Annotated in this window: 21 protein-coding genes, 1 tRNA gene and 1 pseudogene; 12 read left to right on the top strand and 11 right to left on the bottom strand. The window is 73.2% G+C overall.

Going from position 1 to position 23729, the window contains the following annotated elements; translation table 11 throughout:
- Positions 1 to 112 precede the first annotated feature (112 nt).
- Positions 113 to 1855, top strand: a complete 1743-nt coding sequence (locus ACH495_RS09800; protein ID WP_396857277.1) for a bifunctional metallophosphatase/5'-nucleotidase — start codon at positions 113 to 115, stop codon at positions 1853 to 1855.
- A gap of 150 nt (positions 1856 to 2005) precedes the next feature.
- Here ACH495_RS09800 and ACH495_RS09795 read toward each other — a convergent pair whose 3' ends face one another.
- Entirely contained in the window at positions 2006 to 3295 is a 1290-nt protein-coding gene (locus tag ACH495_RS09795; protein WP_396857276.1) for an MFS transporter, read from the bottom strand.
- 109 nt (positions 3296 to 3404) lie between these two features.
- Here ACH495_RS09795 and ACH495_RS09790 point away from each other — a divergent pair, with 109 nt between their 5' ends.
- Positions 3405 to 3878 carry a hypothetical protein gene (locus ACH495_RS09790; RefSeq protein ID WP_396857275.1) on the top strand — a complete coding sequence of 158 codons (474 nt, stop codon included), beginning with the start codon at positions 3405 to 3407 and terminating at the stop codon, positions 3876 to 3878.
- Positions 3879 to 3895: 17 nt separating this feature from the next.
- Here the strand turns inward: ACH495_RS09790 and ACH495_RS09785 are convergent, their stop codons facing one another.
- The 3 genes from ACH495_RS09785 to ACH495_RS09775 form a co-directional block, all read right to left on the bottom strand.
- Positions 3896 to 4999: a calcium:proton antiporter gene (locus tag ACH495_RS09785; RefSeq protein WP_396857350.1), complete on the bottom strand. Its 1104-nt coding sequence runs from the start codon at positions 4997 to 4999 to the stop codon at positions 3896 to 3898.
- 263 nt (positions 5000 to 5262) lie between these two features.
- Positions 5263 to 6357 (bottom strand): transcriptional regulator, encoded by a 1095-nt coding sequence (locus tag ACH495_RS09780; protein ID WP_396857274.1) that lies wholly within the window; start codon positions 6355 to 6357, stop codon positions 5263 to 5265.
- Positions 6358 to 6396: 39 nt separating this feature from the next.
- Positions 6397 to 7080, bottom strand: a complete 684-nt coding sequence (locus tag ACH495_RS09775; RefSeq protein ID WP_396857273.1) for an HAD family hydrolase — start codon at positions 7078 to 7080, stop codon at positions 6397 to 6399.
- Between the two features lie 72 nt (positions 7081 to 7152).
- Here ACH495_RS09775 and ACH495_RS09770 point away from each other — a divergent pair, with 72 nt between their 5' ends.
- Complete coding sequence (locus tag ACH495_RS09770) at positions 7153 to 7362, top strand: hypothetical protein (RefSeq protein ID WP_396857272.1); 210 nt, start codon at positions 7153 to 7155, stop codon at positions 7360 to 7362.
- Between the two features lie 163 nt (positions 7363 to 7525).
- On the opposite strand, the gene ACH495_RS09765 is transcribed toward ACH495_RS09770, so the two are convergent.
- Positions 7526 to 7602, bottom strand: a tRNA-Pro gene (locus ACH495_RS09765).
- Between the two features lie 129 nt (positions 7603 to 7731).
- A complete protein-coding gene (locus ACH495_RS09760) occupies positions 7732 to 8625 on the bottom strand; it encodes a metallophosphoesterase (protein ID WP_396857271.1) in 894 nt (297 codons plus the stop codon).
- Positions 8626 to 8650: 25 nt separating this feature from the next.
- On the opposite strand from ACH495_RS09760, the gene ACH495_RS09755 reads away from it, so the two are divergent.
- Positions 8651 to 9106 (top strand): GatB/YqeY domain-containing protein, encoded by a 456-nt coding sequence (locus tag ACH495_RS09755; RefSeq protein WP_343444576.1) that lies wholly within the window; start codon positions 8651 to 8653, stop codon positions 9104 to 9106.
- Between the two features lie 67 nt (positions 9107 to 9173).
- Here ACH495_RS09755 and ACH495_RS09750 read toward each other — a convergent pair whose 3' ends face one another.
- A complete protein-coding gene (locus ACH495_RS09750; RefSeq protein WP_396857270.1) occupies positions 9174 to 11615 on the bottom strand; it encodes a transglycosylase domain-containing protein in 2442 nt (813 codons plus the stop codon).
- 401 nt (positions 11616 to 12016) lie between these two features.
- On the opposite strand from ACH495_RS09750, the gene ACH495_RS09745 reads away from it, so the two are divergent.
- The gene (locus ACH495_RS09745) at positions 12017 to 12340 is read left to right on the top strand and encodes a WhiB family transcriptional regulator (RefSeq protein WP_396857269.1); all 324 of its coding nucleotides are present in this window, start codon (positions 12017 to 12019) and stop codon (positions 12338 to 12340) included.
- 21 nt (positions 12341 to 12361) lie between these two features.
- On the opposite strand, the gene ACH495_RS09740 is transcribed toward ACH495_RS09745, so the two are convergent.
- From ACH495_RS09740 to ACH495_RS09730, 3 genes are read right to left on the bottom strand one after another with little or no spacing between them, the layout of a single operon-like run.
- Complete coding sequence (locus ACH495_RS09740; protein WP_396857268.1) at positions 12362 to 13513, bottom strand: ArsA family ATPase; 1152 nt, start codon at positions 13511 to 13513, stop codon at positions 12362 to 12364.
- A gap of 54 nt (positions 13514 to 13567) precedes the next feature.
- Entirely contained in the window at positions 13568 to 14542 is a 975-nt protein-coding gene (locus ACH495_RS09735; RefSeq protein ID WP_396857267.1) for an ArsA-related P-loop ATPase, read from the bottom strand.
- 26 nt (positions 14543 to 14568) lie between these two features.
- The gene (locus ACH495_RS09730) at positions 14569 to 15177 is read right to left on the bottom strand and encodes a hypothetical protein (protein WP_396857266.1); all 609 of its coding nucleotides are present in this window, start codon (positions 15175 to 15177) and stop codon (positions 14569 to 14571) included.
- A gap of 334 nt (positions 15178 to 15511) precedes the next feature.
- On the opposite strand from ACH495_RS09730, the pseudogene ACH495_RS09725 reads away from it, so the two are divergent.
- From ACH495_RS09725 to ACH495_RS09695, 7 genes and pseudogenes are all read left to right on the top strand, one after another.
- Positions 15512 to 15974, top strand: a pseudogene (locus ACH495_RS09725) (hypothetical protein).
- Between the two features lie 46 nt (positions 15975 to 16020).
- Positions 16021 to 16176 (top strand): DUF4177 domain-containing protein, encoded by a 156-nt coding sequence (locus ACH495_RS09720; protein ID WP_013289021.1) that lies wholly within the window; start codon positions 16021 to 16023, stop codon positions 16174 to 16176.
- A 5-nt stretch (positions 16177 to 16181) separates the two neighbouring features.
- On the top strand, positions 16182 to 16643 hold the full coding sequence (locus ACH495_RS09715) for a RidA family protein (RefSeq protein ID WP_396857265.1): 462 nt from the start codon (positions 16182 to 16184) through the stop codon (positions 16641 to 16643).
- 117 nt (positions 16644 to 16760) lie between these two features.
- Positions 16761 to 17555, top strand: coding sequence for an MBL fold metallo-hydrolase (locus tag ACH495_RS09710; RefSeq protein WP_396857264.1), 795 nt, complete (start codon positions 16761 to 16763; stop codon positions 17553 to 17555).
- Positions 17552 to 21130 carry an adenylate/guanylate cyclase domain-containing protein gene (locus tag ACH495_RS09705; RefSeq protein WP_396857263.1) on the top strand — a complete coding sequence of 1193 codons (3579 nt, stop codon included), beginning with the start codon at positions 17552 to 17554 and terminating at the stop codon, positions 21128 to 21130. Before ACH495_RS09710 ends, ACH495_RS09705 begins: the two co-directional genes overlap by 4 nt.
- 100 nt (positions 21131 to 21230) lie before the next feature.
- On the top strand, positions 21231 to 21701 hold the full coding sequence (locus tag ACH495_RS09700) for a hypothetical protein (RefSeq protein ID WP_396857262.1): 471 nt from the start codon (positions 21231 to 21233) through the stop codon (positions 21699 to 21701).
- A gap of 30 nt (positions 21702 to 21731) precedes the next feature.
- Complete coding sequence (locus ACH495_RS09695) at positions 21732 to 23222, top strand: serine/threonine-protein kinase (protein WP_396857261.1); 1491 nt, start codon at positions 21732 to 21734, stop codon at positions 23220 to 23222.
- Here the strand turns inward: ACH495_RS09695 and ACH495_RS09690 are convergent.
- Positions 23209 to 23640, bottom strand: coding sequence for a hypothetical protein (locus ACH495_RS09690; protein ID WP_396857260.1), 432 nt, complete (start codon positions 23638 to 23640; stop codon positions 23209 to 23211). The two genes, ACH495_RS09695 and ACH495_RS09690, sit on opposite strands and share 14 nt — an antisense overlap.
- Positions 23641 to 23729: the final 89 nt, after the last annotated feature.

The following is a 23729-nucleotide window of genomic DNA, read 5'->3' as shown; positions in this document are numbered from 1 at the left end:
CTGGTCCCTGGGGGCCGGCGCCGTGGGCTCGACCTGCGGCCCGGTGGATGACAAGCTACCCCGGGCGAACCATCGTCCGGACATCACGCGCCGGTATCTCACGAGGAGTTCCATGTCCGTCCCCGGGATGCGCCGCCGGGCCGTCGTCGGCCTGGCCGCACTCGCCGCGACCGCGTTCACCGCCGTCGCCGTCACCCCCGACCAGGCCGAGGCCCACTCGAAGCCGGTCGACGTCCAGCTGCTCGCGATCAACGACTTCCACGGCAACCTGGAGCCCCCGACCGGCTCCAGCGGCACCATCGACGGGCAGCCCGCCGGTGGCGCGGAATACCTGGCCAGCCACCTGAAGGCGATGCGCGCCGCGGCCCAGGCGCAGGGCAAGGGCACGGTCACCGTCGCCGCGGGCGACCTGATCGGCGCCTCGCCGCTGCTCTCCGCCGCGTTCCACGACGAGCCCACCATCGAGGAGATGAACCTCGCCGGGCTCGAGTTCGCCAGCGTCGGCAACCACGAGTTCGACGAGGGCGCCACCGAGCTGCTGCGGATGCAGCGCGGCGGCTGCCACCCGGTGGACGGCTGCGCCGACGGCACGCCGTTCGCGGGCGCGAAGTTCAAGTACCTCTCGGCGAACGCGTTCAAGACCTCCACCGGCCTGCCGCTGATGCAGCCGTTCGGCATCAAGATCGTCAAGGGTGTGCCGATCGGCTTCATCGGCATGACGCTGGAGGGCACCCCGAACATCGTCAGCCAGCAGGGTGTGGCCGGGCTGCGCTTCACCGACGAGGCCGACACCGCCAACAAGTACGCCAAGATCCTGCGGCTGCTCGGCGTCAAGAGCATCGTCGTGCTGCTGCACGAGGGTGGCGTGCAGAACGGCGGCGGCATCAACGACTGCACCGGCTTCAGCGGCCCGATCGTCGACATCGCCAACCGGATGGACCCGGCGATCGACGTGATCGTCAGCGGGCACACCCACGCCGCGTACAACTGCAACATCAACGGCAAGCTGGTCACCAGCGCCAGCTCGTTCGGCCGCCTCGTCACCGACATCAACCTGAAGATCGACCCGCGTACCCGGGACGTGGTCAGCGCGTCGGCGAACAACGTGGTGGTCACCCGCGACGTCGCCAAGGACCCGGCCTCGACCGAGCTGATCACCCGGTACAAGACCGCGCTCGGCCCGGTGGCCGACCGGGTGGTGGGTGAGACCACCACCGCGATCACCAAGACCCAGGAGAACCTGTACCAGACCGGGGTCGACGCCAACGGCAAGCCGACCTACCAGACCGGTGAGTCGCCGCTGGGCAACGTGATCGCCGACGCCCAGCTCGCCGCCACCGACACCGAGCAGAACGCGGTCGCCGCGTTCATGAACCCCGGTGGTGTCCGCGCCGACCTCGACGCCGGCCCGGTCACCTACGCCGAGGCGTTCACCGTGCAGCCGTTCGCCAACAACCTGGTGACGCTGGACCTGACCGGCGCGCAGCTCTACTGCATGCTGGAGCAGCAGTTCACCGTGGCGCGGGTGCTCTACGCGTCCTCGTCCGTGCACTACGTCGTCGACGTGAACGGCACCACCGCGCCGGCCGGCACGCCGTGTGCCGGCAGCCGGGTCGTCCGGGGCAGCCTCACCATCAACGGCACCCCGGTGACCGACACCGCTACCTACCGGGTCACGGTGAACAACTTCCTCGCCGGCGGCGGCGACGGCTTCAGCGTCCTGACCGGCGGCACCAACGCGGTGACCGGCCAGATCGACCTGGACGCCTTCACCGCGTACCTGACCGAGAAGTCGCCGGTGTCCGCGCCGGCGCTGGACCGGATCCAGACCACCGCGGAGGTCCCCGCCGCCTGACGGCGACCACACCGAGAACGGGCCCCGGAGCGTTGCTCCGGGGCCCGTTCCTTGTCCGCGCCCGCGACCGCCCGCTCGGCGATCAAGGAGTTCGCGTCCGGCAGAGCGTGAAAAGGTGGCGCAAACTCCTTGATCGACGGCTGGGGACGGTCAGGTCGTGGGGGTGAGGTGGGGGGTTGGGGTGGGGGTGGGGGTGGGGCGGCCGTCCTGGGCTGTGCTGAGCAGGGGGCGCAGGGACAGGGCGAGCAGCGAGGCGGCCAGGCAGCCACCCACCACGACCGCCACCCAGACCCGCCCGCCCGCCGCGCCGATCAGCGGCCCGGCGGTGACCGGACCGACGACCCCGCTGATCCCGAAGATCATCGAGCTCATCGCGTTGTAGCGGCCGCGCAGCTCGTCCGTGGCCAACGCGTTGGTCAGGGCGGGCATGATCGGCGACAGCATGGTCTCGCCGAACCCGAAGATCGCCGAGCAGGCCACCACGCCGAGCGCCGCGAGCAGCGCGTTGCCGCCACCGACCACGCCGGCCGCACCGAGCACCAGCCACGCGACCGCGAAGACCGCGCCCACCGCCGCCAGCGCGCCGGTGCGGCTGCGCCCCTCCAGCCGGCGGAGCACCAACAACTGGGAGAGCACGATCATCACGGTGTTCGCGGCGAGCGCCCAGGCCACCACCCGCGGCGTCACCTCCACCACCCGCACCGAGTACGCGGCGAAGCCCACCTCGATCTGCGCGTACCCGCAGGTGGTGAGCACCAGCCCGAAGACGACGAGCCGGCGGAACGGCCGGTCCCGGAGCACCGCCAGGTAGCCGCCGGCCGCCGGCGCGGCGTCGCCCGCGTCCGCGGCCATGGCCGGCCGGCGTCCCACGTGCGGCAGCGTGAGCAGGATCAGGGCCGGGGTCAGGTAGCTCACCGCGTCCAGCAGGTAGACCGCCTGGAACGTGGCCGGCCGCGCCACGTCGACCACCGCGCCGGAGATCAGGCCGCCGACGCCGATGCCGAGGTTGAGCAGGGCGAAGTTCAACCCGAAGACCCGCTGCCGCTCACCGTCGCCGGTGAGCGACGCGAGGATCGTGTTCTGCCCGGCCCAGATCGCCGAGCTGCCGACGGCGACCAGGGTCATCACCCCGAACGCCGACGCGGTGGAGTCGACCAGCGCCAGCGATCCGGTGCCGACGGCCTCGACGACCAGGCACGGCAGCACCACCCGCCGGGCGCCGAACCGGTCGATCAGCGTCCCGCCCAGCGGGGAGAGCACCAGTGTCACCGCGCCGAACCAGCCGATCACCAGGCCGGCGCGGGCGTCGGTCAGGCCGCGTACGTCGGTGAGGTAGATGAACAGGAACGGCAGGGTGAGGCCGCGCCCGACGGCGGAGAGCAGGGTGCCCAGGAGGATCCGGCGGGCTTCGGGACGGGCGGGCAGGGCGCGGCGCAGCATGGCTGGATTCTGGGCGGCGGGTACGACGACCGCGACCCGTTTACCCCCGCCCCGGACGGGCGCGGAGCCGGAAGGTGAGCAAGCCCACCCGGTCTGCCATGCTGGCCCGGTGACCACGACCTGGCGTCATCTGCCCGCCCCGGCCCGCGAGATCGCGGTGACCGCCACGGACGCGGTCGACGCGGCCCGGGCGCGGGACGCCGACGCGTACCGGCCGGCGGTGGAACGGCTCGCCGCCGCCGACCGGGCCGGGCTGGTGCTCGGCGGTGCGGTACGGCTGCTGCTGGAGGAGGGGCATCCGGACGGGCTGGACGGCGACGACGTACGCCAGGTGCTGGAGCGCTGCGCCCGGTCGGCCGCGACGTGGTGGCCCGAGGTCGACCCGCACGTGCTGCTGGTGCTGCTGGCCGGCGCGCTCGGCGTCTACGACCCGGGCGACGACGAGAACCCGCCCGACCCGGCGGCGGTCGCCCGGCACGCCCCGCTGCTCGTGGCCGACCTGCTGGCGGTCACCGGGCGGCCGTTCGCCGACTACCTGACCGCGGCGTTCGCCGAGGTGGCCCGCACCGAACTGCACGACTGACCGGCCCGGCAGCGCCGTTACGGGCTGGCGGCCAGGAAGACGAACGCGGCGAGCAGCACCAGGTGCACCCCGCCCTGAAGCACGGTGGCCCGCCCCGGCACCACGGTGAGCACGGCGGTCACCGCGGTCAGCGCGAGCAGCGTCATCTGGGTGCCGCCCAGGCCCAGCAGCAGCGGGCCGTCCAGCCAGATCGAGGCGATCGCGATGGCCGGGATGGTCAGGCCGATGCTGGCCATCGCCGAGCCGAGCGCCAGGTTGAGACTGATCTGCACGCGGTCCCGGCGGGCCGCCCGAGCGGCGGCCAGCGTCTCCGGCGCCAGCACCAGCAGCGCGATGATCACGCCGACGAACGCCTGCGGCAGGTTGGCCGCCTGCACCGCGCTCTCGATCGCCGGGGAGATGGTCTTCGCGTCGCCGACCACCGCGACCAGCGCCACCACCAGCAACGCCAGGCTGGCCAGCGCGGTACGCCTGGACGGCGGCTCGGCGTGCCCGTCGCCGTCGGTGTCCTCCGCCAGGATGCTGCCCTCCTGGGTGACCGGGAGGAAGTAGTCGCGGTGCCGCCCGGTCTGCACCATCACGAACAGCAGGTAGAGCGCGAGCGAGGCGACCGCAGCGAAGGCGAGCTGGGCCGGGGAGAACTCCGGGCCGGGGCGGCTGGTGGTGAACGTGGGCACCACCATGCTGAGCGTGGCGAGCGTCGCCACGGTGGCCAGCGCCCCGCCGGTGCCTTCCGGGTTGAACACCGCCACCTGCCGGCGTAGCGCGCCGAGCAGCAGGGACAGACCGAGGATGCCGTTGCAGGTGATCATCACGGCGGCGAAGACGGTGTCCCGGGCCAGCGCCTGCGTCTTGTCCCCACCACTGATCATCAGCGTGACGATCAGACCGACCTCGATCACGGTGACCGCCACCGCCAGCACCAGTGAGCCGTACGGCTCACCCACCTTGTGCGCCACCACCTCGGCGTGGTGGACGGCGGCCAGCACGGCTGCTGCGAGGAGGGCGGCCACCACGAAGATCAGCACCCCGGGCAGCTCCCGGCCCCAGGTGAAGACGAGCAGGAGCACGGCGAGCACGGGTACGACGGTGGTCCAATCGGTCAGGCGGGATCGGATCATCGCTGGCATGCGTCTACCTTGCCAGGTGAACCCGTCAGCCGCCCGCAGCCGGGAGATCGTCGGCGGTACGTCGCCCGTTGGTCGTCCTCAGCCCGTGCCGAGGCTGGCGGCGAGGTCGGTGATCGCCGTCGGGCGCCCGGCTCCAGGCGGGCCGCTTCTCAGCGGTACCGGACCGAACGTGATCCGCCCTGATCACAGCATCGAGTGACGAGTCGGTTACTTGAAGGCGGCGCGTGTCCGCTGAACGAACGGGCTGTCCGCTGTCAGGAGGCGGGCCGGTACGACTCGTAGGCCTCGCGCAGCGCCGACGCGTCTTTCGCGCCGGTCTGCTCGACCCGCCGGAGCACCTCTCGCGCCCGCCACCAGTTCGAAGGCACCACCCGTCCGGAGCGGATCGCCTCGGCGGCGACCATGCTGGCTTCGTCGGGCTGATCCGCCGCGACCAGCGCCAAGGCCAGGTCGAGACGCGCGGAAGCGGAGCGTCTAGGGCGGTCGCCACCGTCTCCGCGCGGATCCAACTCCGCCAACACGACCCGGGCGACCTGCTCCGCAGCCGGGTCGCCCGCCCAGGACAACGTCGTCGCCGTGTACGCCAACGCCTTCGTCGGGTCGTACCGGTAGTGATGCTCGGCCCGCTGCGGCACGGACAGGTTCGCGGTCACCCGCTCCAAGCGGTCCAGCGCATCGCGGGTTTGCCGGACGTCACCGACGCGTGCCCAGACCCGAGCCTCCTGCGCCGTCGCCTGGATGTGCGCCGAGCTTCCCCGGGGTGCCACCCGCTGGGCCTGCTGCGCCAGTTCGAGCGCCTGCCGGTGATCGCCCGAGGTGAGCCGGTCCCAGGCCCGGGTCTCCAGGCACCACGCCTGGATCTCCGCATGCTCGCCGTGTTCGGCGAGCTTGGCTGCGGCGGCCAGATGCGCGTCGGCTGCGGAACCCTGCTCAAGGTCGATGTGCACCGTCGCCCGCAGCACGGTCAGCCAACCGCCGGCAACGATCAGACGCCGCCGCTGGGCAACGGTGCCCCGGCCGTCGAGCAGTCGACCCACGTACGCCAGATGCCGCCGCACCATCGGAAGCAGGTCCACCGGCCGCGTGGTCGCGTAGGCACTCGCCAGGTCGTCGACGCCCGTCTCGATCCGGCTCAGAGTCTCGGCGCTCACATCACTGGCGCGCACCCGAGCCAGCAGTTCGTTCGCCTCCGCGTCGTGCAGGTGACTCTTGGCCCGATGCGCGAGCTGCCCGAGCGCCCGCAGAGACAGCCCCCGGCTGGCACGCAGTGCCCGTAGCTGATTCCCGAAACGCGGATCGATGTGCGACACAACGACGCTCCCAGCGCAGGAAGGAGGAACGCGCTCCACCGCATCGGAAGGTACACCTGAACGCCACGCTATGTGACGTCACGCACCCTGGCGGACCTTGGACGATTCTCGGAGTGTGGCAGGCAGGCCGCCCAGCGTGGCGAAGGCCGGTCCGCGCCAACCTGGGTCGGTGTCGTTGTGTTCCGTGGTCCGGAAGACGGTCATGCCGACCGCTGCCGCCCCGGCCAGTTCGCCGTCTGCGCCGTCGCCAACGAAGACGCACTCCGCCGGCCGGGCAGCCAGACGCTCGGCAGCAAGGCGATAGATCGCCGGATCGGGCTTGGCCAGCTGGACGTCGCAGGAGAAGACCGCGACGTCGAACCGTTGGGCAAGCGGACTTTGCGGCCATGCCTCGGCAGTGTCCGAGGTGGCGTTGCTGATGAGGGCCAGCGGATGCCCGTCGCCGCGTAGCGCGTCGAGCACGTCCAGGGTGGCGGTCGAGACGCTGTGCAGCACTCGGCGACCGAGGGCTCGCCGATGTTCACCGGCCCGTGTCACCTGTTCGTCGGTCGGCGTGCCGCCGAGGCGTCCGACGAGGATGCGGATGGTCTCCTCCACGTCCCACCGGACCAGCCGGTCCCGCCAGCTGGCGTGGTACGCGGCGACCAGGTCGCCCGGAGCCACCCCGACCATGACCGCCATCTCGCCGACGACCCGGTCCCGTTCCTCGTCGGCCCCTTGGATCAGGGTGTGGAAGAGATCGAAGATCACTGGCCGGGACATCTCGGCATCCTACTGAGCCGATCCTGCTTGCCACCATGGCGGCGAGTGGTACGCGTGTCGTAGCGTCGATGCATGACGACGGTGGTGGTATCGCTCGTGGTGTTGGCGGCGTTGGTGCTCGCGGTCGTTGGCTTCGTGAGCCGCCGGGACCGGGATCGACTCTCGTCCGAGGTGGATTCGACTGCGGTCCGCCAGGCCAGCGCCAACCAGCATCAGCACGAGGCAGAGCGGCACTTCGGGTCGGGCATTGCCGCGAGGCACCACAATCCCCCCAGTACGTGAGCAAGCGTCGTCGGCCCGTCTGCCGATCAGCGACATCCACGATCACCATCGGTGGCCGGTGGCGCGACGCTCAGACGGAAGCCCAACCCAGGCCGCATGGTGCGGCGTACCCCAGAAATGCGTCAAGGCCCCTCCGTGGAGGGGCCTTGACCTGCGTTACCTCTGGTCGGGGTGGCCGGATTCGAACCGACGACCTCTTCGTCCCGAACGAAGCGCGCTACCAAGCTGCGCCACACCCCGAGGCGTGCCGACAAATAGTAGCCCACCCGCCCCCGGGATCAAATTCGGTACCCCCCGGCCCCGCGCGACGCCTGGATGTTGGTACGGATTCGCCCCGATGAGGGCGGATGCGTACCAAGATCGCCAGCGTCAGCGGGGGATCAGGGTCAGGATGCTCGCCTCGGGGGGGCAGGCGAAGCGGATCGGGGCGGTGGGGTGCGTGCCCAGGCCGGCGGAGACGTGCAGCCAGGAGTCCGAGCCGGGCCAGCGGTGCAGCCCGCGCGCCATCGACCGGGGCAGCCCGCAGTTGGTCACCAGCGCGCCGTACCCGGGCACGCAGACCTGCCCGCCGTGGGTGTGCCCGGCGAGCAGCAGCCCGAAGCCGTCGGCGGCCATCCGGTCCAGCACGGCCGGCTCCGGCGAGTGGGCCAGCGCGATCGACAGCGCGGCCCCGTCACCGACCGGCCCGGCCACCGCGTCGTAGTCGTCCCGCTCGATGTGGGGATCGTCCACCCCGGCCACCTCGATCGCCCGCCCACCGGCCTTGAGCGTGGTGCGGGCGTTGTTCAGGTCCGCCCAGCCGGCGCCGGTGAGGATGCCGCGCAGCTCCTCGTACGGCAGCGGCACGCCCTCGGTGTACTCCCGGTCGGGCAGGAAGTAGGTGAACGGGTTCTTCAGGACCGGCCCGGTGTAGTCGTTGGAGCCGAACACGAACGCGCCGGGGAAGTCGAGCAGCGGCTGGAGCGCGCGCAGCACACCGGGCACCGCCTCCGGGTCGGCCATGTTGTCGCCGGTGACCACCACCAGGTCCGGGTCGAGCGCGGCCAGCGAGGCCACCCAGTCCTGCTTGCGCCGCTGGTTGGGCATCATGTGCAGGTCGGACAGGTGGAGCACGCGCAGCGGTTCGGCGTCGGCCGGGAGCACCGGCACGTCGTACCGGCGGAGGGTGAACAGGTTGCGCTCGACGAGCGACGCGTAGGCCAGCGTGGCCGCGCCGGCGGCGGCGGTTCCGGCCGCGAGCCGGAATAGTGTGCGCTTTCGCATGCTGTTCAGGGTAGTTTCACCGACCATGAGCACGCTGAAGGACCGCCTCACCACCGACATGCGCGCCGCGCTGAAGGCGCGCGACGAGCTGACCACCTCCACGCTGCGGATGGCCCTCGCGGCCGTCGGCAACGCCGAGGTCGCCGGCCGCGAGAAGCGCGAGCTCAGCGACGACGAGGTGCTCGCGGTGCTGACCAAGGAGGCGAAGAAGCGGCGCGAGGCGGCCACCGCGTTCGCCGACGCCGGGCGCGCCGAGCAGGCCGGCAAGGAGACCGCCGAGGGGGAGGTGCTGGAGCGCTACCTGCCGAAGCAGCTCCCCGACGACGAGCTGGCCGAGCTGGTCTCGGGGGCGCTCGCCGCGGGCGGCTTCACCGGCAAGGCGCAGATGGGCCCGGCCATGAAGGCGGCCCAGGCCGCGGTGGCCGGCCGGGCCGAGGGGGGCCGGGTCGCCGCCGAGGTACGCCGCCAGCTCGGTCTGTAGACGCTCCGACCGAGACGGAACGGGCGGGCACCCGCTGGGGTGCCCGCCCGTCGTCGTCGTTCGCCGGTCAGCCGCGTGGGCGTCCCGGCCGGCCGTTGCCGTTGCCCGGCGGGTTCGCCGGACCGCCCGGCCCGGTGGAGTCGCCCGGCTTCGGCGCGCCCTGGCCGGAGCTGACCTCGATCAGCACCACGCCGCCCTTGATGGTGCGCCCGTCCGGGCTGGTGCCGGCCGCGGTGCCCGCCGGGCACTCCGACGGCACCCGGTTGCTGGACACCACCGCCTCGAAGCCGGCGCCCTTGATCCGCGACTTGGCGGTGTCGACGGACTCGCACTTCACGCCGGGGATCGAGCGCTGGTCACCCATGACGATCTTGCCGTCCGGCGGGGTGAAGTTCTTCCGTTCCTTGCCCTTCATGGCGTCCCGCAGCGTCTCGTAGACCGCCGGGTTGATGCCCTGGGGCGTCTCGTTGTGGAGCATCTTCTGGGTGGTCTGCGCCCAGTCCGGGTCGGCCATGATGCCGGCCACCGCGTACTGCTTGGTCATCGCGACCAGGGCGGACGTCTTGTCGCCGTCGGTGGTGCCGGACTTGCCGGCCACCGGCGCCTTGACGATGCCGCGGACGTTGCCGGCGGTGGCGGTGCCGCACTTCGACGTGGTGGAGCGGTCACCGACCGGGCAGCGGGCGGCGTCCACGGCGGCGCGGGCCACCTCGGTGCTGATCCGCTGCTCGCAGCGCGGGTTGGCGATGTCGAGCTTGTCGCCGTCCGGGCCGCGGATCTCCTGCACCGGGATCGGCTCGCAGTACTTCCCGTCGGCGCCCAGCGTGGCGTACGCGTTGGCCAGCTCCAGCGGGGTGGTCTGCGAGACGCCGAGGCTGAACGCGCCCCACTGGTGCGGGTTGGCGGCGAGTTGGGCGTCGCTCGACGAGCGGAACGTGATGCCGAGCTTCTGCGCCGCCTTGACCACGTTCTCCGCGCCGACCCGCTGCTGGAGGTCGATGAAGAACGTGTTCACCGAGAAGCCGAAGCCGCTCCACATGTTGTGCGGGCCGGCCATCGCCGGGTTCGCGTTCGTCGGGCAGTACTTGTTGGTGCCCGGGCAGGCGGCCGGGGAGTTGAACTCGACCGGATAGTCGGATTTGAACTGCTGTGGCGCGTTGATGCTGTAGCTGAGCGGGTAGCCCTTCTCCAACGCGGCGACCAGCGTGAAGATCTTGAAGGTCGAGCCGGCCTGGTAGCCGGAGATGCCGGGACCGCCGGTGACCAGCGGGTTCACGGTGTTCGGGTAGTTGCCCCGGATCTTCTTCTTGGCCTTGCGCGGGTCGCTGGAGAGCTTGTTCTGCGGGTTCTTCGGGTCGTCGATCTTGAACTTGCGGTTCACCGCCACGGCCCGGACCCGGCCGGTGCCCGGCTCCACCACGGCCACCATCCGGGCCGCCTTGCTGCTCTCGCCCAGCTTGTTGCGGACCGCCTTGTCGGCGGCCTTCTGCGCCTGCACGTCCATGCTGGTGACGATGGTGTAGCCGCCGCTCTTGAGCCGCCGCTCCCGGTCGTACGAGGTGCCGCCGAACGTCTCCTGCTGGAGCCACCAGCGGTAGAAGAAGTCGCAGAAGAAGCCCCAGGAGTTGGTGTTGGTCTGCACGCAGCCGTTCGGCGTGCGCTTGTCGTTCACCTTGAGCTTGATCTTCTTGGCGGCGTCCGCCTCGGCCTGGGTGATCGCCTTCGTCTGCACCATGTTCTGGATGACGTAGTCGCGCCGGCCGACCGCCTCCGGGTAGCCGGCCTTGGTGGTCGGGTCGAACGCGGTCGGCGCCTTCACCATGCCGGCGAGCATCGCCGACTGCTGGATGTCGAGCTTGCTCGGCGGCTTGCCGAAGTAGACCTGGCTGGCGGCGTAGACGCCGTAGGCGCCGTTGCCGAACGCGGCGATGTTCAGGTAGCGCTCCAGGATCTCGTCCTTGGAGAGCTCCTTGTCGACCTGGAGCGCCAGGCTCATCTCGCGCAGCTTGCGGGTGCTGGTGTCCTCGGTGGCGGCGACCACGTCGGCCGGGTGGACGGCCGAGTAGGAGATGGCCAGCCGGACGTACTGCATGGTGAGCGTGGACGCGCCCTGCCGGGACGAGCCGGCGGACTGGTTGTTGACGAACGCCCGGGCGACGCCGTTGAGGTCCACGCCGTTGTGCTTGTAGAAGTCGTGGTCCTCGGCCGCGATGATGGCCTTCACCATGTAGGGCGAGATGTCCTTGAGCTTGACGTCCTTGCGGTTCTCGTCGTACATGGTGGCCAGCGGCGTCTTGCCGTCGGAGGCGAGCAGATAGGTGATCTGCGGGGCCCGGGCCACCGTCAGCTCCTTGGGCAGCGCGCCGAACGTCTCCGAGCCGGCCTTCGCGGCAAGCCCGGTCATCGCCACTGCGGGGAAGGCCGCCGCGGCGACCACCACACCGGCCAGTAGGCCACAGATCAGCAGCGATGCGGCGTTGGTGAAGACATTGTGGTCACGTTTCCGCATCCAGGTCACCTCGACAGGGTACGCGAGCAGGGATCGGCCGGCGCACGGGGAACTTTCCCCATTTCCATCCCGCGCCGGCCTCGTTGTGCTAAACGCACGAACCCTGGTGCGAGGTTGCGCGAGATCCGCAGAAGTCTCCTCCGAACGGGGGAGTGGCGCGGCGTTTTTCCGTACCGGGGCCGGGTAGACGGCGGGCGAAGGCCCGGGAAGCCGGGAGTGTCCGGAAATTAGGGATTTCGCCGACAACGTTGCGTAATCGGGTGACTACACAGCATGATGGTGGCGGCGATCGCAGTCACACGTCGTCCGCGCCGCCCTGGGGAGGCCGGCCGGACGATCGGGGGGAAGTTCGAGGCTGCTCGCGCGACGTCGGTAGGTACTGCAAGGGGGGACGTGTACAGATGGGCATGATCACTGACTGGCCGTCACTGGCGGCGTGTCAGAACGGGGACCCGGACGCGTTGTTCGTACAGGGCGCCGAACAGAACGTGGCGAAGAGGATCTGCCGGAGCTGCCCAGTTCGGTACGAGTGCCTGGCCGACGCGCTCGACAACCGGATCGAGTTCGGTGTGTGGGGTGGCATGACCGAACGGGAACGCCGCGCGCTGCTCCGTCGTCACCCACAGGTGACGAGCTGGCGCAAGATGTTCGAGGCGGCCATGAAGAAGAACGCCAAGGAGAAGGCCGGCAAGGACAAGATCCTGGTCACCACCGCCACCTCCTGACCGCGGGCCCGGCCGGCGTGTTCACCGCCGGCTGATCGCCTCGCCGATCGTCCGCAGCCCGTCGACGTCGTGCACGTCGGCGGGCTGCGCCGGCACCGACACCGCCGGCACCGCCGGGAACGCCTCGGTGAACCGGGCCGCCACCCGCTGCTCCCGATCCGCCTGCTGGGCCAGCGCGGCGTGCGCGCGCAGCACCTCGACGCTGCCCTCGTGCCCGCCGACGCCCGCCAGCCGCTCCGCAGCGGCCAGGCTGCGCTCCGCGGACAGCCCCGCCGCGGCCGGCCGGTGCACCCGGTTCAGCACCAGCCCGGCGAGCGGCATCCGCTCGTCGCGCAACCGGCCCGCGAAGTAGGCGGCCTCCCGGACCGCGTCCGGCTCCGGCGCCGCGACCAGCAGGAACGCGGTCTCCCCGGCCTGCAGGATCCGGTACGTCTGCTCGGCCCGCTGCCGGAACCCGCCGAACATCGAGTCGAGTGCGGCGACGAAGCCGGACAGGTCGGTGAGCAGTTGCGCGCCGAGCACCTTCTGCACCACCTTCGAGAACATCCCGAAGCTCGCCGTCACCAGGCTGAACATGCTCCGGCCGCCGCTGCGCGCCGGGGCCAGCAGCAACCGCAGCATCCGGCCGTCGAGGAACCGCGACAGCCGGGCCGGCGCGTCGAGGAAGTCGAGCGCCGAGCGCGACGGCGGCGTGTCCACCACGATCAGGTCCCACTCGCCCCGGGCGTGGAGCTGGCCCAGCTTCTCCATCGCCATGTATTCCTGCGTGCCGGCGAAGGTGGAGCTCATGGCCTGGTAGAAGGGGTTGGCGAAGATCTCCGCCGCCTTCGCCGGGTCGGTGTGCTGGAGCACCACGTCGTCGAACGTGCGCTTCATGTCGAGCATCATGGCGTGCAGCTCGCCGCCGCTGACCTCCACGTCGAGGCCCTTGACCTGCCGGGGGGTGTTGTCCAGCTCGGTCAGGCCGAGCGACTGGGCCAGCCGGCGCGCCGGGTCGATGGTGAGCACCACCGTCCGCCGGCCGTGCCGCTCGGCCGCCCGCAGCGCCAGCGCCGCGGCGGTGGTCGTCTTGCCCACACCGCCCGCCCCGCAGCAGACCACGATCCGCACGCCGGGGTCGGCGAGGATCTGGTCGACGTCCAGCGGAGGCGCCGCGTCTTCGGAAGGCACCAATCGAGCGTATCGGTCCCGAGGGGCTCTCTGCTCCGGGCCGGCCTCAGGTGTGAGTCAATCCGCCCGGACGAGCGTCTCGGCCAGCGTCTCCAGCCCGGCCCGGTCGACGCCGTCGGGCAGCAACGGCAGCTCGGTCAGGGGCAGTCCCAACTCCACCAGGTCACCCCGGAGTGAATCCTCCAGCTCACGGCGTACCCGCTGGTCGCGGGCCTCCTCGGCGAGCCCGGCCACGGTCCGCGCGTCGGTCGGCAGGCCGGCGGCGGCCAACCCGCGCTTCAGCTCGGCCGCGGTCACCGCGCGGCCGGCCGGCACCGGCGGGCGGACGCCGTTCACGATCACCCGGCCGACCGGGAAGCCGAACTGGGTCAGGTCGGCCACCGCGTCGAGCGTCTCCTGGACCGGCATCTCCTCCAGCAGCGTCACCACGTGCACGGCGGTCATCGGCGAGCGGAGCAGCGCCGAGACGCCCTCGCTCTGGGTCTTGATCGGGCCGACCTTGGCCAGCCGGGCGGTCTCCGCGGTGACGTTGAGGAAGCGGCCGATCCGCCCGGTCGGCGGCGCGTCCAGCACCACCGCGTCGTACGCCCGGCGGGACCCGCTGGTGCGGGTGGTGGCCTCCTTGACCTTGCCGGTGAGCAGCACGTCGCGCAGCCCGGGGGCGATCGTGGTGGCGAAGTCGATCGCGCCGAGCTTGCGCAGCGCCCGGCCGGCCGCGCCGAGCTTGTAGAACATGTCCAGGTATTCGAGGAGCGCCTCCTCGGCGTCGACCGCCAGCGCCCGCACCTCACCGCCGCCGGGCGCGTCGGTGAGGTGCCGCTCCTCGTACGGCAGCGGGTCGGTGCCGAAGAGCTGGGCGATGCCCTGCCGCCCCTCGACCTCGACCAGCAGCGTGCGCCGGCCCCCGGCGGCCAGGCCGAGGGCCAGCGCGGCGGCCACGCTGGTCTTCCCGGTGCCACCCTTGCCGGTCACCACGTGCAGGCGGCCCGGCCATCTGCCGGCGGACTCGGCCGGCTGCTCACTCGCTGCCACCCGTCGAGCCTAACCAGCCGGTGGGATCAGGCGACCTCGCAGACCCACCAACCCGTCTTCCGCACCACGGTGAAGCGCAGTTCCTGATCGGCGACCTTCTCGTCGGCGGTGGTCATGGTGACCCGGGTGGAGACCGTGGCCCGGTCCCCGGTCTGGTTGTCGACGGTCGGGCTGGTCCAGCGGAACCGGGGGTTCTGGTACTGCCCGGCGTACTTCTGCACCTCGGCGACCTTGGCGGCGATCTTCTCGTCGTCGCGGGCGGCGGAGCAGACGAACGTGGCCGCCTTGTCGGCGTCCCGGTCCTGGTAGACGGCCTTGAGGAACCCGTCCACCGCCACCTGCGGCTCCTTCGCGCCCTGGCCGTCCTCGCCGGTGCGGAGCGCGAGGAACGCGGCGGTGCCACCGCCGCCGCACAGCAGGACGGCCGCGGCCAGCACGAGCGAGACGATCAGCAGGGTCGGGCGCTTGCGCGGCGGCGCCCCGGACGGGTACGGCGGGTGGCCGAGCCCCGGTGGTGGGCCGGAGCCGGGCGGTGGCTGGCCGGGCCCGGTCGGCGGTGTGGCCCCGGCGGAGTTCGGCTGCGGGATCGGTTCGCCGGGCGTGCCGGTAGTGCCACCGGCGGGCGGTTGGGTCATCGGTCTCCCCCGGGTTGCGGCGCGCCCGTCGCCGCCCCAGGCGACGGGCACGGGGTCGAGGTGGTGGACGCGCGACCGCGCGCGCCCAGTCCGGAAGGGTAGCGGTCGGCGGGCCGCTTGCCAGCCCCGCGTCATGACGTGCCGGACGCGAGAACGCCGTCGCGTTCCGGACCAGTCTTGTGTCACATATGTGACTCGACGTGATCAGTCATGCGCGTCCCGTTGTCGGGGCACCCGGCCACGTCCTACGTTCGTCCCGACACGGCGGCCGGACCGGGGGATTCCGAGCCGCACGATGGTGCCCATGAACAGGTATGACGTCCGGAGGCAGCGGATGCGCGACGCGGAGAACGTTCCCCGAGCCCAGTTTTCCCCCGGTGACCGGGCCGCACGGTCCGGCGACGCCGACGGTCCCGGCGCGGGCACACCGTTCAACGAGCGCTCGTACCGGCCCCCGGTCGAGGTGGTCCGCACCCTGCTCCGGCCGGCCGGCCGGCGGCGGGACGAGGAGGAGCCGGGCTACGTCATCCACCTGCCGGTGCGGGTGCCCGACCTGGCGGCCGCGACCGCGCTCGCCGGCATCGTGGCCACCTCGCTCGGCTTCCTGGCCGAGCTGGACGCCGGCGAGACCACCGTCTCCACCGCCGACGACCAGAACAACCGGCACCGCGTCTTCTGCGACCTGCTGCTGCCCGACCGTGGCCGCTGTCCGCAGCGCTACGAGCACGAGGGCCCCTGTGGCGAGCCGCCCGCGCCGGAGCAGCGTCCCGCGTCCGGCTGAGGCGGTCGGACCGTAGGCTGTGCCTGACCGACGTCCAAGTCAGGCAAGGGAGCCCTCCTCCGATGCAGAAGTGGGAATACGCCACGGTGCCGCTGCTGGTCCACGCGACCAAGCAGATCCTCGACAACTGGGGCGAGGACGGTTGGGAGCTGGTCTCCGTGGTGCCCGGCCCGAACCCGGAGCAGCTCGTCGCCTACCTGAAGCGCCCGAAGGGCTGACCGCGATGAGCAACGGACCGCACGCGAAGCTCGCCGAGCTCGGTCTCACGCTGCCCGAGGTGGTGCCGCCGGTGGCCAGCTACGTGCCGGCCGTCCAGTCCGGGCAGCACGTCTACGTCTCGGGTCAGCTTCCGATGGCCGACGGCAAGCTGCTCGCCACCGGCAAGGTCGGCAACGGCGTCTCCGCCGACCAGGCGAAGGACCTGGCGGAGCGGTGCGCGCTGAACGCGCTCGCCGCGATCGACGCGCTGGTCGGGCTGGAGAACGTGGTCAAGATCGTGAAGCTGACCGGCTTCGTGGCCAGCGCCACCGGCTTCACCGGCCAGCCCGCCGTCATCAACGGCGCCTCCGACCTGTTCGGCGCCGTCTTCGGCGAGGCCGGCCGCCACGCCCGCAGCGCCGTCGGCGTGGCGGAACTCCCCCTCGACGCCCCGGTCGAGGTCGAGGTCATCGTCGAGGTCGCGTAACGCCCACCCCCGCGATCTTGCAGGTTCCGCCCCGGCACAAGCCCCGAACGAGGACAAACCCCGGGCCGGAAGTGCAAGATCGCGGGGAGTGGCGGGCGGGGTCGTACGATCGCTGCCATGGGTGGGCGTTTGGTGGGGGCCGCAGGGGCGCTGGCGGAGGAACTGCCGGGGTGGGTTTCGCTGCTGCGCGCGCCCAACCCGGGGCCGATGACGCTCGACGGGACGAACACCTGGGTGCTGCGCGCCGGGCCGGACGCGCCGGCCGTGGTGGTCGACCCGGGGCCGGCCGACGAGGGGCACCTGGCCGCGATCGCGGCGCACCGGCCGGTCGGGCTCGTGCTGATCACGCACGGGCACCCGGACCACACCGAGGGCGCGCCCCGGCTCCGTGAGCTGCTCGGCGGCGTGCCGGTGCTCGCCGCCGACCCGGCGCACACCGCCGGCGGCCCGCCGCTGACCACGGCCACCGCGTTCGACGCCGGGCTCGACATCCGGCTGCTGCCCACCCCCGGGCACACCGCCGACTCGGTCTGCCTCCTGGTCGAGCACGCCGGCGAACGGGTCGTGCTGACCGGCGACACCATCCTCGGCCGGGGCACCACAGTGGTCGCCCACCCGGACGGCCACCTCGGCGACTACCTGTCCAGCCTGGAGCTGCTCTCGACGTACCGGGGGATCCCGGCGCTGCCCGGCCACGGCCCGGCGCTGGCCGACTGCGGCGCGGCGGCCGAGTTCTACCTGGCCCACCGGCGGGCCCGGCTCGACCAGGTGCGCGCCGCCGTGGCGGCCGGTGCGACCACCGCGCCCGAGGTGGTCGCCGTGGTCTACGCCGACGTCGACCGGTCGCTGTGGTGGGCCGCCGAGTGGTCGGTCCGCGCCCAGCTCGAACACCTCGGGGTGGAGCAGCCGTGACCTGCCCGGTGTGCGGGACCGTCGCCGTGCCCGGCGCGAAGTTCTGCCACAACTGCGGCGCGGCGCTGCCGGCCGCCGCCACGCTGCCGGCCGCCGAACGCCGGGTGGTCACCGTGCTCTTCGGCGACCTCTCCGAGTTCACCTCCTGGTCGGAGGACCTGGACCCGGAGCGGGTCGGCGCGGTCACCGACCGGGTGCTCGCCGCCCTGGCCGGCGCGGTCAAGACGTTCGGCGGGCACGTCGACAAGCTCACCGGTGACGGGATCATGGCGGTCTTCGGTGCGCCGGTCGCGCACGAGGACGACGCCGAGCGGGCGGTCCGGGCGGCGCTGTCCATGCAGCGGGCCGTCCGTCGGGTGCTCGACGACGAACGGGGCGGCGGTGCGCCGCTCGGCCTGCGGGTCGGGCTCAACACCGGCGACGTCATCGCCGGCATCCAGGCGGCCATCGAATACACAGTCATCGGCGACACGGTGAACACCGCCGCGCGGCTCGCCGACGCCGCCGCGGTCGGCGCGATCTACGCCGGCGCGCGGACCTCCACCGCGACCCGGCACGTGGCCTCCTGGCGGGCGCTGCGCCCGCTGCGGCTCAAGGGCAAGCGTGAGCCGGTCGAGGCGTACGAGCTGCTGGGCCTGCTGGACGCGCCGGGCACCCGGTCCGGCCTCGGCGACGAGGCGCCCTACGTGGGCCGGGAGACCGAGATCGGCCGGATGGCCGGCCGGCTCGCCGAGGTGATCGACCGGGGTGAGCCTCGGGTGCTGCTGATGACCGCCGAGGCGGGCATCGGCAAGTCCCGGTTCGCCGCCGAGGTGGAGCGCCTCGCCGCCGGCTACGACGTCGGCGCCGGCCGGTACGCGGCACACACCGGCGCCCGGGTGCTCTCGGTCCGCTGCGCCGCCTTCGGCGAGCGGCGCCGGCTGGCACCCCTGGCCGACCTGGTCCGCGCCGCCGTCGGCCTGCCCACCGACGCGGCGACCGCGGTCACCCGGGCGGCCGTCGAGGAACGCCTGCGCCGGCTCGGCCAGCGCCTCGCCCGGCTCCCCGGCGACCCGCCGCCGATCGCCGTGGACCAGCTCCTGGCCCTGCTCGGGTACGCCGAACTCCCGCCCGCCACGGAGAGCGTCGAGTGGAACGCCGCCACCGTGCCGTCGGACGCCGAGGTGGTGCCGAACGCGGTCGCGGACCTGCTCAGCGCGCTGGCCGGCGAGGCGCCGCTGGTGATCGTGGTGGACGACCTGCACGACGCCACCGCCGAGACGGTGAAGGCGCTCGCGCTGGCCCTCAACCGGCTCACCGGGCCGGTGCTGGTGCTGCTGCTCGGCCGTCCCGAGCTGGTGCGCACCGCCGGCGCGCTCACCCGGCTCGCGGACGCCGAGGTGCACGCGCTGCCGCCGCTGCGCGGCGCGGACGCGGCCCGGCTGCTCACCAGCTACCTGGCCGGGGGCCGACTGCCCCAGGCCGACGCGGACCGGCTGCTCGCCACCGCCCAGGGCAACCCGTTCTACCTGGCCGAACTGGTCACGCTGCTGATGGAACGCGGCGCGCTGACCGCCGGCGCGGGCCGCGGCGCGGACGTGGCCTGGCGACTGGCCCCCGGCTCGCTCGGCAGCCGGCTGCTCTCCCGGGACCTGGCCGCCGTGCTCGCGGCGCGGATCGACGCGCTGCCACCGGACGCCCGTTCGGTGCTGCGGGACGCCGCGGTGGTCGGCGACACGGTGGCCGCCGGCGCGCTGGAGGCGCTGCGCGAACAGCGGGTCGGGCGGGACGGGCGGCCGGCCGCGGTGGCCGCGGTCGAGCTGGACCGGGCCGTCGAGGAGTTGCTGCAACGCCGCATGCTGCACCGCACCCGCACCGGGTTCGCGTTCGCCACCCCGCTGATGCGGGAGGCCGCGTACACCGGGGTGAGCAAGGCCGAGCTGGCCGAGCGGCACGCCGCGCTGGCCCGCTGGGCGGCCCCGGAGAGCGTCGCCGAGGCGGGCGCCCCGGCGGGCGGGTTCACCGAGGCGGCCCGGGACGACTTCGTCGCCGCGCACGTCGAACGGGCGACCGCGCTCGCCGACGCGGTCAAGCTCCGCCCGGACGCGCCGGCTCGGGCGGTCGCCTCGCTGGGCATGTCCGCGCTGGGCCGGGCCGCCCGCCGGTCGCTGCGCGTCGGCGAGCCGGCGCTGGCCGTCGAGTACGCCGAACGCGCGGCCGAGCTGGCCCGTGGCGCGGTGCCCCCGGCCGACCGGGTGGTGCACGCCCGCGCGTTGTTGCAGATCGGCCGCCCGGCCGACGCGCTCGCCTCGGCCGAGAAGATCGCCGCGAACGCCGGCGAACCGGCGACCCGGGCCGCGGCGCTGCTGCTGGCCGGGCAGGCCCAGCAGACGTTGGGTGACGTGGAGCGCGCCGAACGCAGCTACTCCGAGGCGTTGCAGGTGGCCACCGACGCCGACCTGCCCACGCTGCGGGCCTCGGCGATGCGCCGGCTCGGCATGGCCGACTTCGTCGCCGGCCGGCTGGGGCAGGCGAGCAGCCGGCTGGCCGCCTCCTACCAGGTCAGCCTCGCCGCGAAGGATCCGCGCGGGCAGGCCTGGTCGTTGCAGAACCTGGCCTGGGTGACCACCACCCGGGGCGACTTCGCCGGCACCGACGCGGTGCTCGGCCGGGCCGCCCGGTTGTTCGCCGAGCTGAAGGATCCGTACGGGCGGGCCTGGCTGCGCGGCACCACCGCGTTCGCCCGGCTGCTCGCCGGCCGGCTGCGGGAGGCGTGTCGGCTGGCCCGGGTGTTCCTGCCGTTCGGGGAGCGGGTCGGCGAGGCGTGGGCGGTGGGCACGCTGCGGGCGGTCGAGGCGTACGCCACCGCCGAGCTGGGTGATCTGGCCGAGGCGGACCGGGCGGCGCGGCGCGCGTACCGGGACTTCGCCGAGGTGGGGGACGACTGGGGGCAGGGCTTCGCGCTGGTGGTGCGCGGCGTGGTGGCGCGCGGGCTGGGCGAGCCGGAGCACGCCGCCGACCTGTTCTCCGACGCGCTGGCGTACGCCGGTCGCACCACCCATCCGCTGCTCACCGGCATGGCCGGCACGCTGCGCGGCTTCGTCGCGCTGGACATGGGCGACTGCGAGACCGCCGAGCGGGAGGCCCGGTCGGTGCTGACCAGTGTGGAGCCGCACAACCCGCAGGCGCCGGCCCAGGTCGCGCCGCGGGTGCTGCTCGCGATGGCCCGGGTCGCGGCCGGTGACCCGGGAACCGCGGTGGGACTGCTCGCCCCGGTGGCCATGGTGGCGGCGAACGCGCCCTCACTGCTGATCTCCCGGCGGCAGACGATGGCCCGGTACGCTGCCGCGCTGCTCGCCCACGGTCAGCGGGAGCAGGCGTTGGACTGGGCGCAGCGGGCGGTCGCCGCCCCGGCCGAGGACGTCCGCAGCCAGGTGGTGGCGCGGCTGGTGCTGGCCGAGGCGCTGGACGCCGCCGGCCGTCCGGCGGAGGCGCTGGCCAGCGCCGACGAGGCGGTCCGCCTGGCGTACGCCACCGAGCAGCTCAGCGAGCGGGTCGCCGCGGACGCGCTGCGGGCCCGCCTCGTCGCCGGCTGAGCACCCCTGTTCTGCCGGTTCCGGGGATGTGCTCGTCGGTGGGGCCGGTTAGCGTGGTGCGGCCGGCGAGCGCCGCCGGAGGAGTTCGTGGGGAGGGACGATGAGGCTGCCGCGCTCCGGCGCCGGCTGGACGATCGCGGTCTTCGGGCTCCTGGCGCTGCTGCTCGGCGCGCTGGGTCTGATCTGGCCGGAGACGCAGCTGCGCCTGCTCGGCTTCGAGGTGCCGGCCGAGCGTGCCCCCGGTGACTACACCGGCACGTTCCTCACCGCGTCCTCGATGGCCTCGTTCAACATGGGGGTCTACTACCTGCTCGCGGTGGCCACCGAGTGGCGGCCGTTCTACCGCTTCACGGTCTGGTTCCGGCTGGTCACGTTCACCGTGTTCACCATCGCGGTGCTCTCCGACGTGGCGCCGGACCGGTTCTTCGGGGTGGCCGCCTGGGAGGGGCTGGGCGCGCTCGCGACCGCCGCCGGCCTGTGGTGGGACGCCCGCCGTGGGGCCGCCGCTCCGGCGGTCCCGTCCGGTCCGGACGGCTCCGCGCCGGTGCCCGCCTCCGACGCGGCGCGCTGACCGACCGGGACCGTTGGGTATTTTCGAGCCGTGACCGAGACCCCGCCCGGCGCCCTGCGGCAGCCCATCGTGCCCGGTCTGACCGACCTGTCGGTGTTTGCCCGGGGCGGCTACGCCACCGTCTACCGGGCCACTCAGATCTCGGTGGGGCGCGAGGTGGCCGTCAAGGTCGAGAACCGGACGCTGGACAGCGAGCGCGACCAGGCCCGCTTCCTGCGCGAGGCCCGCGCCGCCGGGCGGATGTCGTCGCACCCGCACGTGGTCGACCTCTTCGACGTCGGGGTCACCGTCGACCAGCACCCCTATCTGATCATGGAGCTGTGCGACGGCTCGTACGCGGAACGGATGCGCACCTCGCCGCTGGACGCGTTGGAGACCCGCGACCTCGGCGTGAAGATCGCCGACGCGCTGGCCCACTCGCACGCGGCGGGGGTGCTGCACCGCGACGTCAAGCCGGCCAACATCCTGCACTCCGAGTTCAACTCGGCGGTGCTGGCCGACTTCGGTCTGGCGGTGCTGGCCGAGGTGCGCGACGCCTCGGTCACGCTGGAGGTGCTCACCCCGGCGTACGCGCCGCCGGAGATGTTCAGCCACAGCCCGCCCAGCCCGGCCGTCGACGTCTACGCGCTCTGCGCCACGCTCTACGCGGTGATGCACGGTCGGCCGCCGCGCTGGCAGTCCGAGCGCAACCCGAGCCTGGTCACCGTGCTGGAGATGTTCCAGCATCCGATCCCCGGCCTGCCCGGGGTGCCCGACGAGCTGATCGACGTGCTCCGCCTGGGCATGTCCAACGATCCGGGCGCGCGCCCCTCCGCCGTCGAGCTGCGCGGCCTGCTCGCCGCGCTGCCGCTCGACCCCGGCACCCCGGCGCCCCCGTTCGTCGGCGGCCCCTACGACCGCACCGGCGGCCCGTACGACCGCACCGGCGGCCCGAGCCCGCGGCAGCCGGTCAAGGACGACCACCCGACCGTCCCGGCGCGGAGCCGGCGCTGGCCGCGGCGCTGGTTCCTCGGCGGGGCCGGGGTGCTCGCGTTGGCCGCCTCGGCCGGCGGCGGCGCGTGGCTGGCCGGCGGCACCCCGCCGGTGGTGTCGCCGACGCCGGTGGCCACCGGCGTGGCCGGGGCGACACCGCTGCCCGGCTGCGCGTCCGCCGACGTGCGGCTCCCGGCCGGGGCGCGCTGCGCGCCCGAGTTGGAGTGCTACGGCCCGGTACGCCTCCGTCGGGAACGCGCCGAGGCGAGCCGGGTGCCGTGCGACGGCCAGCACACCTGGGAGACGTACGCCGCCGGTGACCTGCCGAGCGGTCTCACCGGGGCCGGGCACGACGTGGTCGTCGCCGACCCGACCGTCCGCAAGGTCTGCAACGTGGGCACGTTCCGGCTGGTCAGCGGCGTCGAACCGGCGACCGGGTGGAACCTCGAGGTGTTGCCGCCGGCCGAGAGCGAGCCCGACCGCACCTACCGCTGCCTGGCCGGGCAGGGCGTGAACGCGCTCGCCCGCCCCACGCTCACCGGTCGCTGACCCCGTTCACCGGCCGCTGCTGCCGCACCGACCTCGGGTCGAGCGCCTCCAGCGTGTCGGCGTCCAGCGCGCCGGCCGCGCGCAGGCGGCGGACCGCCCGGGGGTCGAGCGCCTCCAACGTGTCCGCGTCGACCGGCGGGCCGCCCGGGGTGCGCAGGTTCCGCACCGCGCGCGGGTCGATCGCCTGGAGGGTGTCGGCGTCCACGCCGTGGTCCGGGTCGGGGGCCGGCCAGCCCTCGGCCGGTGGGGTGACGCTGCCGGCGGGGGACTGCCGGGCGGCGGTGATCGTCACGCCGGCGACCATGCCGAGCACGACGCAGACCAGGGCCAGCACCACCGACAGGATGCCGGGCGGCCGCCAGACCGCCAGCGTCACCAGCGCCGCCACGGTCGCCGCGGACGCGGCGACGGCCTTCACCCGCGCATCGGACCTCGGGAACGAACTCACCCGACAAGCATGGCCCAGCGCGTCGACCTGTCAACCGCCGGCCCGGGACGGCTTCCCGT

This window comes from Micromonospora sp. NPDC018662 (genome assembly GCF_044391475.1).
Taxonomy (GTDB): domain Bacteria; phylum Actinomycetota; class Actinomycetes; order Mycobacteriales; family Micromonosporaceae; genus Micromonospora.
The sequence above is the reverse complement of the archived record's forward strand: the minus strand, read 5'-3'. Positions and strand labels throughout refer to the sequence as shown.